This window comes from Pseudoduganella sp. UC29_71 (assembly GCF_042693265.1).
Lineage (GTDB): Bacteria > Pseudomonadota > Gammaproteobacteria > Burkholderiales > Burkholderiaceae_D > Rugamonas.
In genome coordinates this window covers 3750766-3764916 of the sequence record NZ_CP170549.1, presented here as the reverse complement: position 1 = coordinate 3764916, position 14151 = coordinate 3750766, and the positions used below count along the sequence as shown (strand labels likewise).

Genomic DNA, 14151 nt, shown 5'->3' with positions numbered 1-14151 from the left:
AGTAAGCCTAACGGGTGAGGGCGCGCCGGGTGGCGAAGCTGGCCGCATCCACCAGCGCCACCAGCAGCAGCATGGCGATGATGACGGTGGCCGCCGCCTGCATCTGGAACAGCGACAAATGGTATTTCAGCATTTGCCCCAGGCCGCCCGCGCCCACCACGCCGAGGATGGCAGCGGCGCGGATATTGTTCTCCCACCGGTACAGCGTGTAGGACAGCATCTGCGGCAGCGTTTGCGGCAGCGTGGCGTAGAAAAAGGCGGCCATCGGCGAGGCGCCGTTGGTGCGCAGGCTTTGCTCCGGCAGCGGGGCGGCGTTTTCCAGCGCGTCCGCGAACAGCCGTCCCAGCACGCCGGCGGTGTGCGCGGCCAGGGCCAGCGTGCCGGCGAACGGCCCCAGGCCGGCGGCAATCATCAGGATGGACGCCCACACCAGCTCCGGCACCGAGCGCAGCACGTTGAGCATCACGCGCACGGCGGCGCGCGCGGGCCGGCCGAAGCGGCCGGCGCCGGGCAGTGCGAGCAGCAGCCCGCCCGCCACCGCCAGCAGGGTCCCGAGCGCGGACATGGCCAGGGTTTCCAGCGTGGCGTTGGCGGTCTTGATCAAAAAGGGCACGGCCAGTTCCGGCGGCGCGAAGCCGGCCAGGAATTCGCTGCTGCTGCGCAGCGCGTCCGCGCTGAACAGCGCGGACCACTTGAGCGGCAGCGTGGCGAAGCTCGCTGCCACCAGCACGGCCAGGGCCAGGGCCATCAGCCAGCCGGACCAGGAGCGGGCCGGCGCGGCCGGCATGTTCAGGGGCGCGTCCATCATCCGAGTCGCCTCCGCAGGTATTTCGACACCAGGTCGGCGGCCGCCACCAGCAGCACGAACACCAGCAGCATGGACGACACCTCGCCGCCGGACAGCATCTTCATCGATTCGTCCATGCGCTGGCCCAGGCCGCCGGCGCCGACAAAGCCCATCACCACCGAGCCGCGTATCGCGCATTCCCAGCGGTAGACGGTATAGGACACCAGCTCGGACGCCGCTTCCGGCAGCGCGCCGTACAGCAGCGCGGCCAGCCTGCCGCTGCCGTTGGCCAGCAGCGTGTCCGCCGCGTGGGCTTCGGACGATTCCAGGATTTCGGCGTACACCTTGCCCAGCATGCCGCAGTAGGTGAGGGCGATGGCCAGCACGCCGGCCGTCGGCCCCAGGCCGACGATGCGCACGAACAGCAGCGCCCACACCAGTTCGGGCACGCTGCGCAGCAGAATCAGCAGCCAGCGCACGCCCTGGCGCAGCAGGCGCGAAGGCAGCGCCATGCGGCCGCTGCCCAGGCGCGAGATGGACAGGCGCTCGGTCACCAGCAGGGTGGCGGGAACGGCGCCGATCAGCGCGAGCGTGAGCCCGGCGGTGGCGATGGCGATGGTCAGCCAGGTCTCGCGCAGCAGCATGGCCAGGAATTCGGCGTCGTGCGCGGGCGGCACGAAACCGGCCAGGAAGCGGCCGGTGGCGCTCAGGCTTTGCCAGTCGAACAGCAGCGAGGGCTTGAATTCGCTGGCGACGACCATAGGCCACAGCACGATGAGGGCCACCACGGCCAAGGTCACCCGGCCGCGCCAGGCGGGGTCGGGGTGGCGCTCGGAATAGGGAACAGCGGGAATATTGCGCATACAGGCTTTACAGGCAGGCGCCGATGGCCAGCTTCTCCGGCGATTCGTGCACCGAGGGCGCGTTGGCCGGCGGCTGCTCGCCCAGGTACAGTTCGGCGATCATCGCTTCGGTGACCTGCTCGCGCGGCAGGTCGAAGGCGACGCGGCCCTTCTTCAGCGCCACGATGCGCGGGAAATTGGCCAGCGCCAGGTCCACCTGGTGCAGGCTGCACACCAGCGCGGCGCCGCGTTCGCGGGCTTCCTGCTGCAGGGTGGCCAGGGTGAGCTGCGACAGGGCCGGGTCCAGCGCGGACAGCGGCTCGTCCACCAGCAGCGCTTGCGCGTCCGACAGCATCAGGCGCGCCAGGCCGCAGCGCTGGCGTTCGCCGCCGGACAGGCGGTCCACGCGGCTATACAGCTTGTCGCCCAGGTTGAAGCGGGCCAGCGCGCGGTAGGCCGCCTCCGGATCGACCGGTTTGAACAGCGAGCGCAAGGCGGTCCACAAGCTCCAGTGCGGCAGGCGCGCGGCCAGCACCGCCGTCACCACGCGCTGGCGCGGCGGCAGCGGCGGCGTTTGCGGCGCCAGGAACAGGCGCGCGCGCAGGCGGTGGCGGGCCGCATTGTCCAGCGCCCACGGGTCGGTGCCAAAGGCCGTGTAGCGGCCGCCGTCGTCCGACTGGGGCTGGTGGTTGCACGCCAGCGTGGCCAGCAGCGTGGTCTTGCCGGCGCCCGAAGGGCCGATCAGCGCAAGCTGCTCGCCCGGCGCTATGGCCAGGTCGATGGCGTGCAGCGCGGGCGCGCTGGCGGCGCCGAAATGGCGCACCGTCAGGCGCTCGAGCAGGTACAGGGGAGATGCCATGAGTCGTTTTTTTAGCTTACTTTTTCAGCAGGCCCGCGTTGACGGCAGCCGCTTCGATAGCGGTGTAGTTCTCGGCCTTGGTCGGGATGAATTTGGATGCGCGCTGCAGGTCCAGGATGGCCTTGTCTTCAGGCTTGGACGGGTCCAGCGCCAGGAAGGCTTCGGTGATCTTCTTTTTCATTTCCGCCGGCATGTCGGCGCGCACGGTCCAGTTGTAGTCGAAGTAGCCCGGCGTGGTGTAGAACACGCGCACGGCGCTCGGGTCGACCTTCTTCTCGGCCACCAGCTTTTCCCATACGGAGATGTTCAGCGCGCCCGCATCGACCTTGCCGCCGGCAACAGCGGCCACGGTGGCGTCGTGCGCGCCCGAGAAGGCGATGCGCTTCATGTCGGTGTCCGGGTTGATCTTGGCCGCCAGCAGGAAAGAGCGCGGCATCAGGTGGCCGGAGGTGGAGGACTCGGAACCGAAGCTCAGGGTCTTGCCTTTCAGGTCATCCAGCTTGTTGATGGACTTGTTGGTGGTGACGAACACCGAGCGGAATTTCTCATCTTCGGCGCGCTGCACCAGCGGCACGACCTGGCCCTTGCTGCGGTCCTTGGCTTGTACGAAGGTGAAGCCGCCGAACCATACCATGTCCAGCTTGTGGTTGATCAGGCCTTCCACCGAGGCTGCGTAGTCGGTCACCGGGGTGAACTCGACCTTCATGTTGAGCTTTTTCTCCAAGTACTCGCCCAGCGGCTTGAACTTGCGCTGCAGTTCGGTCGGCGCTTCGTCCGGAATGGCGGAGACGCGCAGGACCTGCTGGGCAGGCGCCTGGGCGGCGGCGAACAGCAAGCCGGCGGCCATCAGGGATTTGACGAGGTTCAGCGGAGAAAATTTCATCGGGAAGGTCCTATTTTCAAATTTGTTAAGTAGATAACGCAAGTATGCACGGCTGGGGCGCCGCGGCGCCTGAAATGTGATATTCAGCTATGATAGCAAAACTGTCATCGGCAGCAGGCCCGGTGATGGCCGACCAACTTGACTGAGCACACTATGCCTATGTCCCGTACTGCGACGATCCGCGTGATTTCGCCTGATGTTCCCAGCCGGCCAGCCAGCGTTCCGCAGGGCAGCCCAGCCACCGTCGCCGAGATCAGCACCGGCTTGCTGGCGCAGCGGGCGTACACGTCGCCCAAGTATTTATACGATAGCCTGGGCTCCAAGTTGTTCGAGGCGATTTGCGAGCTGCCCGAATACTATCCCACGCGCACCGAAGCGTCCATCTTTGAGCGCCACGGCGCCGAGATTGCGCTGGCGGTGGGCGCCGGTTCCACGCTGATCGACCTGGGCGCGGGCAATTGCGCCAAGGCGGCCAGCCTGTTCCCGCTGCTGCACCCGGCGCAATATGTGCCGGTCGATATCTCGCGCGATTTCCTGCTGGAGGCGGTGAACCGGCTGCAGCAGCGCTTCCCGCATATTGAAATGACGCCGCTGGGGCTGGATTTCTCGCGCAGCTTCCATTTGCCGGTGAGCGTGCGGCCGGAGCGGCGCGTGTTCTTTTATCCAGGTTCATCGATTGGCAACTTTGCGCCGCACGAGGCGATCGCCTTCCTGCGCCGCATGCGCGCCAACGAGCAGGGCGACGGCGGCCTGCTGATCGGCGTGGATCTGATCAAGGACGGCGCCGTGCTGGATGCGGCGTATGACGACGCGATCGGCGTCACCGCGTCCTTCAACCTGAACATGCTGCGCCACCTGAACCACCTGATCGGCGCCGACTTCGACGTGGCGCAGTGGCAGCACCGCGCCTTCTTCAACGCCGAGGAGAGCAGGGTGGAGATGCACCTGGAGGCGCGCGAGGCGCTCACCGTGAACTGGCAGGGCTACGAGCGCAGCTTTGCGCGCGGCGAGCGTATCCACACGGAAGACAGCTACAAATACACGCGCCGCAGCTTCATCGACCTGCTGCAGGAAGCGGGATTTGCCGCCACGCGCACCTGGACCGACGACGCGGAGTGGTTCGCCGTGGTGCATGCCCGCGCCATCGGCGACTGAGGCGGATAAAACCATGCACATGACCGACCCGGCGCACTGGATTGCGCGCTACAACACGGTGCGCGAGCGTTCGCTGGCGCTGGCGGCCCCCTTGTCGGACGAGGACTGCGGCGCGCAGTCGATGCCGGACGCCAGTCCCATCAAATGGCATCTGGCGCATACCACCTGGTTCTTCGAGACTTTCATCCTGGAACGCATGGAAGCGGATTTCGCGCCCTTCCATCCGGCGTTCAGGGTGCTGTTCAATTCCTATTACAACGGCATCGGCGAAAAGCATCCGCGCCCGCAGCGCGGCTTGCTCACGCGGCCCGGACTGGCGGAGGTGAAGGCCTACCGCGCCAATGTGGACGTGCGCATGGCGCGCCTCTTCGCAGGCGAGCTGCCGGCGCCGCAGCGCGAGCAGCTCGAGATGCTGGTCACGCTGGGGCTGGAGCACGAGCAGCAGCACCAGGAGCTGATGCTGACCGACGTGAAGCACCTGCTGGCGCAGAACCCTCTGCATCCGGCCTACGTGGCGCGTGCCGCCGCGCCGGCGGGCCTGGCAGTGGCCGCAGCCGGCGGCGCCGCGCCCGAATGGGTCGCCTTCGACGGCGGCTTGACCGAGATCGGCCACGCCGGCAATGGCTTCTGTTTTGATAACGAGTTGCCGCGCCACCGCCAGTACGTGGCGCCGTTCGCGCTGGCATCGCGCCTGGTGAGCAATGGCGAGTACCTGGCTTTCATCGAAGCGGGCGGCTACCAGACGCCGTCGCTGTGGCTGGCCGAGGGCTGGGATTGGGTCTGCACGCAAGGCGTGCGCAAGCCGATGTATTGGCAGCAGGACGAGGCAAGCGGGCGGTGGTCTGAGTTCACGCTGTTTGGCATGCTGCCATTGGACCCGGAAAGCCCGGCCACGCATTTGTCGCTGTTCGAGGCCGACGCCTACGCGCACTGGCGCGGAGCGCGCCTGCCCACGGAAGGCGAGTGGGAGTTTGCGGCGCAGCAGCTGGCGGTGGAGACCGGCGAACTGCATCCGGCGGCGGCGCGAGTGGGCGCAGCGTCCGCGTCCGGCACCGCGCCGGCGGGCGGCCTGCTGCAGATGTTCGGCCACTGCTGGCAATGGACCAGCAGCAGCTATGCGCCTTATCCCGGCTATGAGACGGCGCCGGGCGCGCTGGGCGAGTACAACGGCAAGTTCATGTTGAACCAGTACGTGCTGCGCGGCTCGTCGTGCGTGACGCCGGCCGGGCATGCGCGCGCCAGCTACCGCAATTTCTTCCCCGCCGGCGCACGCTGGCAATTCACCGGCATCCGCCTGGCGCGGCGTTAGCCGGGCATGGCGGGTTACGGCGTTTCGCCTAACCCGCCGGCAGTCACGCGGCGCGCCGCTCCAGCAGCGCGCGCTCGGGCTGGCGCACGGGCACGTGCACAGCCGCTTCCTCCAGCCGGAACTGGCTCACCACTTCCTGCAACGCCCCCGCCTGATCGTGCATGGCCGCCGCCGCCGCTGCGGCTTCTTCCACCAGCGCCGCATTCTGCTGCGTAGTCTGGTCCATCTGGCCGATAGCCACGTTGATCTGCTCAATCCCGTCCGTCTGCTCGTGATTGGCCAGCGTAATCTCGCCCACGATATCGCTGACCCGCTGCACGCTCGCCACCACCTCATCCATGGTGCTGCCGGCCTGCTCAACCAGGCGTGCCCCCGCGTCCACCTTGGCCACCGAATCGGCGATCAGCACCTTGATCTCCTTCGCCGCGCTGGCCGAACGCTGCGCCAGGTTGCGCACCTCGCTTGCCACCACCGCAAAGCCGCGTCCCTGTTCACCCGCGCGCGCCGCTTCCACGGCCGCATTCAGCGCCAGGATATTGGTCTGGAAGGCGATACCGTCGATGACGCCGATAATGTCCGCAATCTTGCGCGAGGACGCGTTGATCGACCCCATGGTATCGACCACCTGCGACACCACGCTGCCGCCGCGCAGCGCCACTTTGGACGCGCTCTGCGCCAGCGCATTGGCCTGGCGCGCGTTGTCGTTGTTGTTGCGCACCGTCGTGGTCAGTTCTATCATCGACGACGCGGTTTGCTCCAGCGCGCTGGCCTGCGCCTCGGTGCGGGACGACAGGTCCATATTGCCGCTGGCGATCTGGCTGGAAGCGCTGGCGATGGCGCCGGTGCCGCTGCGCACCTGCCCGACGATGCGCGCCAGGCTGCCGTTCATGTCGTCCAGCGCCTCCAGCAACTGGCCCGCTTCGCATCGCGTTTCGGCCTTGATCCGCGTGGTCAGGTCGCCCGCCGCCACGGCGCGCGCCACTTGCAGCGCATGGCCTATCGGCGTGGTGATCGAACGCGTGACGCGCCAGGCGAACGCCACGCCCAGCAGCAGTGCCAGCGCCCCCAGCGCGGCGATTGTCTTCCCGGCCGTGTCGATATAGTCCTTCACCTGCCCGCCGTGTTCAGTGACGATGCCGCGCTGAAGGTCGTTTAACTGCTTGACGCTGGCTTGCAGCGTGGCCAGCAGCGGCAGCGTTTCGCGCGACATCAGCTGGGCAGCTTCGTCGCGCTGGCCGGCGGCGATCAGCTTGCCCACCTTGCCGAACGATTGCACGTACTGCACGCGGTGCGTCCGCACGCTGGCCAGCAGGGCTTTGCCTTCGGGGAGATAGACCAGCTGGTCCAGCAGTTCCAGCGCGTCGGAAATGGTCTTCTTGTTGGCGTCGATCTCAGCGTAGATGCGCGCTTCGGCCGCCTTGTCCGTGGTGATGAAGAGTTCCAGCACCAGCGCCGAGTTGGCGCGCGTGGTGGCGGCAATGGTGGCGGCGGCATCGGCCTTGCGCCAGTCCTTGTCCACCATGGTGGCATTCAAGTCCCCGATCTGCCAGAGCCGTTGCAGCCCGATCCCGATCAGCGCCACCATCAGCAGGAGGACTACGCCAAATCCCAGTCCAAGCCGGGCGCCGATCTTCAGATTCGCCAGTTTCATGCCGTCCCCTCCCCGAAATGTTGCAGTGCAAAAATAGTATAACAACAAAAGCGCGGGGCGGCGGGGGGCCAAATGGGAGAGCTGTGGCGGCGGAGCCTCAGGGCTGTTGCTTGTCCAGCACTTCGGTGATGGCGGCGAGAACGGCTTCCGGCTGCGAGAACAGGATGGGCAGGCCGGCGTCCGGCAGCGCGCGGCTGCTGCCGCGTGCGGACAGGGCGGCCAATTGCTGCGCCCGCGCCGTGGCGGCGTCGGTGGGCAGGCCGCGCGCCAGGACTGCCAGCGGCATGTCGCCGTAGGGCTTGCGCGCCGCGCGCAGTTGGCTGGCGCTGGCGGCCAGGTTGTCGATTTCCGAGGCGCGCGCGCGCCAGTAGGCGGGGTTGGCCACTTGCGCGGCCTGCGCGGCGGCCAGTTTGGGGCCGGTTTCGCCGCCCGGTGCATAGGCGCATGCCGGGCTCGCCCCCGCCTTGCCGGCGTTGGCTGCCTGCAGGCAGGCGAGGGCGCCGTCCAGCGCTGCCGCCAGGCCGGCCGGTTCCTCGTCCGCCGGCGGCTCCACCAGGACCAGGCCGGACAGGTTGCCGCGTCCGCGCGCGGCGAACTGCTGCGCGATCATGGCGCCGAAGCCGGCGCCCACTACGACGAAGGGACCATCCATGCGCGCGTTCTTGAGCAGGAAGTGCAAATCCTTGGCGGCGTTGCCGACGCTGGCGGCGCGCGTGGGCGGGTCGCTGAAGCCCATGCCGGCGCGGTCGTAGACGCAAGCGCGGGTGCGCTTGGCCACTTCCGGCTGCACCGCCGACCAGTCCCAGCCGGCGCGGCCCACGTCCGCTTCGAACAGCACCGTGGGCGAACCTTTGCCCATGCAATACATATTCAGCTTGCGGTCGCCCACGTCCACCTTGACCTGGCCGCTGGCGTAAGCATCCTGCCCCGCAGGCGGGGCGGCGTGGGTGCTGGCGGCGGCGAGCAGGAGGGCGGCCGCAGCCGCCTGGCGGATCGTGGGCGCGCGCATTATGCCGTGGCGTCCGCGCCGGCAGGCGCGGCCGCCGCTTCCTTCTGCTTGATCTGGCGGTTGACGGCGCTCAGCACGGCCTTGAAGGAGGCGGTGACGATGTTGCTGTCGATGCCGGCGCCGAACAGGGTCGGGCCGTTTTCCAGGCGCAGTTCAACGTAGCAGGCCGCCTTGGCGTTGGCGCCGGAGCCGATCGAGTGCTCGTGATAGTCCATCAGCTTGATGTCCAGGCCGAGCGCGTCGACGAAGGCGTCGATCGGACCATTGCCGCCGCCTTGCAGCGCCATGCTGGCGCCACGGTGGCTGAGGGCGATGTCGATCTGCACCGGCTCGTCGCTGGTGGTGTCTTCCTGCATCTTGTGTGAGCTGTAGGCGTAAGGGGCGGTCTGCTCCAGGTATTCGCGGCTGAAGATCTCGTGGATGCCTTCCGAGGTGATCTCCAGGCCGGTCTGGTCGGCCACGGCCTGCACGGCGCGGCTGAATTCAATCTGCAGGCGGCGCGGCAGCACCAGGCCGAAGTCCTGTTCGAGCAGATAAGCCATGCCGCCCTTGCCGGACTGGCTGTTTACGCGGATCACCGCGTCGTAGCTGCGGCCCAGGTCTTGCGGGTCGATCGGCAGGTAAGGGATCTCCCAAGGCGCGTCCGGCTGCTGCTTGGCGAAGCCTTTCTTGATCGCGTCCTGGTGCGAGCCGGAGAAGGCGGTGAAGACCAGGTCGCCCACGTAAGGGTGGCGCGGGTGCACCGGCAGTTGGTTGCACTCTTCCACCAGCTTGCGCACGCTGTCGATGTCGGAGAAGTCCAGGCCGGGATGCACGCCTTGGGTGTACAGGTTCAACGCCAACGTCACCAGGTCCACGTTGCCGGTGCGCTCGCCGTTGCCGAACAGGCAGCCTTCCACGCGGTCCGCGCCGGCCATCACGGCCAGTTCGGCGGCGGCAATGGCGGTGCCGCGGTCATTGTGCGGGTGCACGGACAGGATCAGCGAATCGCGGCGCTCCAGCTTGCGCGACATCCATTCGATCTGGTCGGCATACACGTTGGGCGTGCTGCACTCCACGGTCGAAGGCATGTTGATGATCATTTTCTTCTGCGGGGTCGGCTTCCAGATGGCGCTCACGGCGTCGCAGATATGCTTGGAGAAATCCAGTTCGGTGGTGGAGAACGACTCCGGCGTGTATTCAAAGCCCCAGTCGGTTTGCGGATGCTGGGCCACCAGCTCTTTCACCAGCGTGGTGCCGGTGGTGGCGATGTTGGTGATCTCTTCGCGCGACATGCCGAACACCACCTTGCGGAACACCGGGGCCACCGAGTTGTACAGGTGGACGATGGCGCGCTTGGCGCCGGCAGCCGCTTCCACGGTGCGGCGGATCAGTTCTTCGCGCGACTGCGTCAGCACGATGATGGTGACGTCGTCCGGGATGCGGTCTTCGTCGATCAGCTTGCGCACGAAGTCGAAGTCGGTCTGCGACGCGGAAGGGAAGCCCACTTCGATTTCCTTGATGCCGATCTTGATCAGCATTTCAAAGAAGCGCAGTTTCTTCTCAGGGCTCATCGGCTCGATCAGCGCCTGGTTGCCGTCGCGCAGATCGGTGCTCATCCAGATAGGCGGCTTGCTGATGATGGCGTTCGGCCAGGTACGGTCGGTCAACTGGACAGCCGGGAAGGCGCGGTATTTCGCTGCTGGGTTCTGCAACATCATGGTGGTACTCCTGAGTCTTCTAAATTTTGGAAAGCCCGGTGTCGGGCGCATGCGATGTGGCGAGGGCTGCCGGGCGGGCCACGAAGACGCTAGGCCAGGCAACCGATCGGTAGCGATAGCAGTAGCGGCGCAGGCGCAACGGCGTTGGCGGTGCGTGCGGTGCTACGGTGCGTGTGGATAGCCGTGGTGAACATCGGTGCAAACTTTCCTGGTTTTGGGGAGACTTGCGCAGCTTGTGGCCGGCGCAGGGGTACAACTTGAAACGCGATTTAAGCGCGTGCTAGTAGGCGCGGCGCTAGCGATAGGGCGCTAGGAGCCGGCAGCAGGAAAGCGGATAGGTGCAGATGCGGGAACATGGGCTTTAATGTACGAGATCGATAGCTGGGCTGTCAAGGAAATGTTGCGTGGCGCAGTATTTGACTGCGCAAGGGCTTGTGCTTACGATATTGATAATATTTCGTTTAGGTAAAATTTCTATGGCCAAGATGGCGATTGATTTGCTGGAAAAGCTGCGCCAGGCAGGCCCGGGCGGCGTGCCGGCCGGCGAACTGAATGACTTGGCGGATGCTGCCGTTGTGCGTGGCGGCTGGGACGGCAGTGTCGAGCGCGCGAGGGGCTATTTGCGTTCGCTGCTGGAGGACATGGTGCAAGCCGGCATGGTGCGGATTGCCGGCGGCGGCGCTGGGGACGACCAGCGCTGGGCGCTGGACGCGGGGTGGTTCGCGCGCGGTCCCGGCCGGATCGACGGTCCGCCGCCACCGCCACCGGACATACCGGGAGGTAACGGCAACGACGGCGGCGGCCTGCGGGAAGTGCTCGGCCACAGCCTGCTGTTCTCGCTGCCGCCGGATGAATTCGACGCGGCCATCCTGCGCGCGCTGGGAGGCGAGTGATGAGCTATTCCGCGTCAACTGTAGCCGGCGCCATGCCGGAAAAAGACACGCTGTCCTTGCTGGCGCTGAAGGTCGCGCCCAATGTGTTCGATTTGTCCAGCGGCCAGCAGCACGTCAGCATCCGCGACCAGATTATCCGCGCGCAGATGCTGGTGCGCGACTTGTGCGAAGCCGATCCGCTGGCCCATCGCATCCTGGTGGTCGGCGCGGGTATCGCCGGTGTGACGGCTGCGCTGGAAGCGGCGGCCCTGGGCAAGACCGTGGTGGTGGTGGATACGGCGAAGGAGCCGTTTTCCCTTCAGCGTAATGCGCCGCAGCGCTTTGTCGGGCCGTTCATGTACGAGTGGCCTTCCTCTTTCTTCGACGACCAAAGCTACCCACCCAGGAACAGCAGCGACTGGGGGCGGGCGTCGCCCATTACGCCGGCGTGGTCCAGCAGCAAGCCGCTCTCGGGCACGGAACTGGCCGGCCAGCTGACCGGGTGGCTGAACGGCATCAAGGGCAGTGCCGCCATGCTGGCCGCGCACTATCCCCTCTGGACGGCGCCCGACTGGTGGATGGAGGCGAGTGCCGCGAGCGTGGCCGCAGCCGTTCGGCGCTATGCCGCGCAAACCGGTGAAGCAGTGCAAAGGCGCATCGACGGCCTCGGCGGCGGCCATGTCGATGCTTGCACTATCGATCTTGTGCGGGCGGGACATGTCGAGACGCGCCATTTCATGCCGGACTATATTCTTCTCGGCGCCGGACTGGGGGAAGAAAACGTCGCGTTGCCGGACATTCCGATTACGGCAACCGGGCCGCAGCCGGTGCAAGGTCCGCGTTTCTGGGGCGCCGATCGCCTGCTGGACGCCGGCACGCCGAACCAGTGCGTGGGCGTATTCGGCGGCGGCGACGGCGCCCTCCAGGACGCGCTGCGCGCGCTGACAGGACTGGGGCATCCGCTGGACATGATCTGGCAAATGGAAAAGGATGCGGACGTGAAGCGGCTGCTGCTGAAGGCCAGGGAGCGGCTGCTCGCGATGGAGCAGCAAAGCCGCCTGATCGCCACCTGGACGGCGGGACAAGGCGCCTACGCCGGACTGGATCGCGCTTGCCGCGCTCTCGCCGTGCAGCTATGCAGGAAGCCGGCGATGCGGCGCGCGCTGCTGGCTTGTGTGCGAGCGGGCACCGGGACCTTGTACCAATTCGTGCGGGAAAGCCATTTCGGCAAGGCCTACCTGCTGAACCGTTTCCTGATGCATTTGCTGATCGCTTGCAGGGCGCGCGCCGGCAAGGCGGAGTGGCGCGGACGCATGGGCTACGAATGCCATTTCGGCGCCGAGGCCGCGCACAGTACCACGCCGCTGAGCGGCTACCGGTTCCGCACGGACCTGAAGCCCTTGCCCGGCCAATACGAAAATGCCACTTGCGGCCCGCTTATCCCGCCCTCGGGGCGGAGTTACGATTTCCATGAAGTGGCGGTGCGCTTTGGCATCACGCGCGGCACCACGCCGGGCAGCCAGATGGTGACGCTGACGGGCAAGGGCCTGACCACGCGTACCAGCCTGGCCAGAATCCCCGTGCCTTTCGTGCTGCCGCGATAGCGCGAAGTCCGCGCGGCAGCGGCAGGGGGACTCTTCAGGCCACCGTCACGCGCGCTGCGCCGGCGGCGGTGCGGCCGATGACGGCGGCGGCTTCGAAGCCTTCGCGCGCGAACAGGGCCAGCACCTCGTCCACGCTGGCCGGGTCGCAGGCCACCAGCAGGCCGCCGGAGGTTTGCGGGTCGGTCAGCAAGGCTTGCTGCGCCGGGGTGATGGCGGCCGACAGCGCCACGTCCTTGCCGTAGGCGTCCCAGTTGCGGCCGGAGGCGCCTGTGAAGTAGCCGTCCGTGGCCAGCTGCTCCACGCCGGGCAGCAGCGGAATGCTGGCCATGTCCAGCTGCGCTTCCAGGCCGGCGCCGCGCGCCAGTTCCAGCAGGTGGCCCAGCAGACCGAAGCCGGTGACGTCGGTCATCGCGTGCACGCCCGGCATGGCGGACAGCGCCTGGCCGGGTTTATTGAGCTTGGTGGTGTTGGCGATCATGGCGGCGTAGCCGTCGGCGTCCAGCTTGTCCTTCTTCAGCGCGGCCGACAGCACGCCCACGCCCAGCGGCTTGCCCAGCACCAGCACGTCGCCCGGCTGCGCGCCGGAGTTGCGCTTGACCTTGGACGGATGCACCAGGCCCAGCACCACCAGGCCGTAGATCGGCTCCACTGAATCGATGGTGTGGCCGCCGGCGATGGGGATGCCCGCTTCGGCGCAGATCGATTCGCCGCCCTTGATGATCTGGCCGATGGTTTCGATCGGCAGCTTGTTGACCGGCATGCCGACCAGGGCCAGCGCCATGATGGGCGTGCCGCCCATGGCGTACACGTCGGAGATGGCGTTGGTGGCGGCGATGCGGCCGAAGTCGAACGGATCGTCCACGATGGGCATGAAGAAGTCGGTGGTGGCGATCAGCGCCTGCTCGTCATTGAGCTTGTAGACTGCCGCGTCGTCCGACGTTTCGATGCCGACCATCAGTTCCTTGGGAACCGGGAAGCCGTGGGTGTTTTTCAGGATTTCCGACAGCACGCCAGGGGCGATTTTGCAGCCGCAGCCGCCGCCGTGGGAAAAGGAGGTGAGTTTGATAGGTGTCTGCATAATGCCCGCCACAATATCACAAGGGCGCCATGGCTTGCAGGCGGCCGCCGTCGGTCCCGCTTCGGTTACAATCGGCCATGAGTTCACTTCATGCATCATTCCGCAACGCCCGGCCGGAACAACTGGCGGACGCTTTGCAGCATGCCAGGGCTTACACGCTGGCGCTGTTCGACTGCGCGGCGGCGGCCGGGCTGGACGCTGCCGTCCGCGTGCCGCAGCTGCGCAGCCTCAACCCGCCGCTGTGGGAGCTGGGCCGCACGGCCTGGTTCGCCGAATGGTTCATCCTGCGCCAGGCCTCTTCCAGCCACCCGGCCGACGCCGAACCGAACGCCTTGCTCAGCAAGGGCGACGACTGGTTCGACGCCAACACCGTGCCGCACGGCGCGCGCTGGAACCTGGACC

The 14151-nt window shown here is 66.9% G+C and carries 13 protein-coding genes; 4 read left to right on the top strand and 9 right to left on the bottom strand.

Translation table 11 applies throughout. The features are described 5' to 3' along the window. Nucleotides 1–7: 7 nt before the first annotated feature. Genes phnE through ACFJI2_RS16545 form a run of 4 tightly spaced genes read right to left on the bottom strand, consistent with a single transcriptional unit; the run spans nucleotide 8 to nucleotide 3371 of the window. Nucleotides 8–805, bottom strand: coding sequence for a phosphonate ABC transporter, permease protein PhnE (phnE, locus tag ACFJI2_RS16560; protein ID WP_377705855.1), 798 nt, complete (start codon nucleotides 803–805; stop codon nucleotides 8–10). Beyond that, nucleotides 805–1650 carry an ABC transporter permease gene (locus tag ACFJI2_RS16555; RefSeq protein WP_107870559.1) on the bottom strand — a complete coding sequence of 282 codons (846 nt, stop codon included), beginning with the start codon at nucleotides 1648–1650 and terminating at the stop codon, nucleotides 805–807. Before ACFJI2_RS16555 ends, phnE begins: the two co-directional genes overlap by 1 nt. Before the next feature lie 7 nt (nucleotides 1651–1657). Further along, entirely contained in the window at nucleotides 1658–2488 is an 831-nt protein-coding gene (locus ACFJI2_RS16550; protein WP_107870557.1) for an ATP-binding cassette domain-containing protein, read from the bottom strand. 16 nt (nucleotides 2489–2504) lie between these two features. Continuing rightward, the gene (locus ACFJI2_RS16545; RefSeq protein ID WP_107870554.1) at nucleotides 2505–3371 is read right to left on the bottom strand and encodes a putative selenate ABC transporter substrate-binding protein; all 867 of its coding nucleotides are present in this window, start codon (nucleotides 3369–3371) and stop codon (nucleotides 2505–2507) included. Nucleotides 3372–3524: 153 nt separating this feature from the next. Here ACFJI2_RS16545 and egtD point away from each other — a divergent pair, with 153 nt between their 5' ends. Both egtD and egtB read left to right on the top strand, forming a co-directional pair. Beyond that, the gene (gene egtD, locus ACFJI2_RS16540) at nucleotides 3525–4526 is read left to right on the top strand and encodes an L-histidine N(alpha)-methyltransferase (RefSeq protein ID WP_377701003.1); all 1002 of its coding nucleotides are present in this window, start codon (nucleotides 3525–3527) and stop codon (nucleotides 4524–4526) included. A 13-nt stretch (nucleotides 4527–4539) separates the two neighbouring features. After that, a complete protein-coding gene (gene egtB, locus ACFJI2_RS16535; protein WP_377701001.1) occupies nucleotides 4540–5835 on the top strand; it encodes an ergothioneine biosynthesis protein EgtB in 1296 nt (431 codons plus the stop codon). Nucleotides 5836–5878: 43 nt separating this feature from the next. On the opposite strand, the gene ACFJI2_RS16530 is transcribed toward egtB, so the two are convergent. The 3 genes from ACFJI2_RS16530 to leuA all read right to left on the bottom strand — a co-directional run bounded on the left by ACFJI2_RS16530 (nucleotide 5879) and on the right by leuA (nucleotide 10195). Then, nucleotides 5879–7486 (bottom strand): methyl-accepting chemotaxis protein, encoded by a 1608-nt coding sequence (locus tag ACFJI2_RS16530; RefSeq protein ID WP_377701000.1) that lies wholly within the window; start codon nucleotides 7484–7486, stop codon nucleotides 5879–5881. 97 nt (nucleotides 7487–7583) lie between these two features. After that, nucleotides 7584–8495: an alpha/beta fold hydrolase gene (locus ACFJI2_RS16525; protein ID WP_377700999.1), complete on the bottom strand. Its 912-nt coding sequence runs from the start codon at nucleotides 8493–8495 to the stop codon at nucleotides 7584–7586. Next, nucleotides 8495–10195: a 2-isopropylmalate synthase gene (gene leuA, locus ACFJI2_RS16520; RefSeq protein WP_377700998.1), complete on the bottom strand. Its 1701-nt coding sequence runs from the start codon at nucleotides 10193–10195 to the stop codon at nucleotides 8495–8497. Before leuA ends, ACFJI2_RS16525 begins: the two co-directional genes overlap by 1 nt. A 476-nt stretch (nucleotides 10196–10671) precedes the next feature. Here leuA and ACFJI2_RS16515 point away from each other — a divergent pair, with 476 nt between their 5' ends. Together ACFJI2_RS16515 and ACFJI2_RS16510 are read left to right on the top strand one after the other, a co-directional pair. Then, a complete protein-coding gene (locus ACFJI2_RS16515) occupies nucleotides 10672–11088 on the top strand; it encodes a hypothetical protein (RefSeq protein WP_377700997.1) in 417 nt (138 codons plus the stop codon). Continuing rightward, nucleotides 11088–12671 (top strand): FAD-binding protein, encoded by a 1584-nt coding sequence (locus ACFJI2_RS16510; protein ID WP_377700996.1) that lies wholly within the window; start codon nucleotides 11088–11090, stop codon nucleotides 12669–12671. The genes ACFJI2_RS16515 and ACFJI2_RS16510 overlap by 1 nt, the downstream gene beginning before the upstream one ends. Before the next feature lie 34 nt (nucleotides 12672–12705). Here the strand turns inward: ACFJI2_RS16510 and selD are convergent, their stop codons facing one another. Continuing rightward, nucleotides 12706–13749 carry a selenide, water dikinase SelD gene (gene selD, locus ACFJI2_RS16505; protein ID WP_377700995.1) on the bottom strand — a complete coding sequence of 348 codons (1044 nt, stop codon included), beginning with the start codon at nucleotides 13747–13749 and terminating at the stop codon, nucleotides 12706–12708. Nucleotides 13750–13900: 151 nt separating this feature from the next. After that, complete coding sequence (locus ACFJI2_RS16500) at nucleotides 13901–14116, bottom strand: hypothetical protein (RefSeq protein WP_377700994.1); 216 nt, start codon at nucleotides 14114–14116, stop codon at nucleotides 13901–13903. Nucleotides 14117–14151 lie beyond the last annotated feature (35 nt).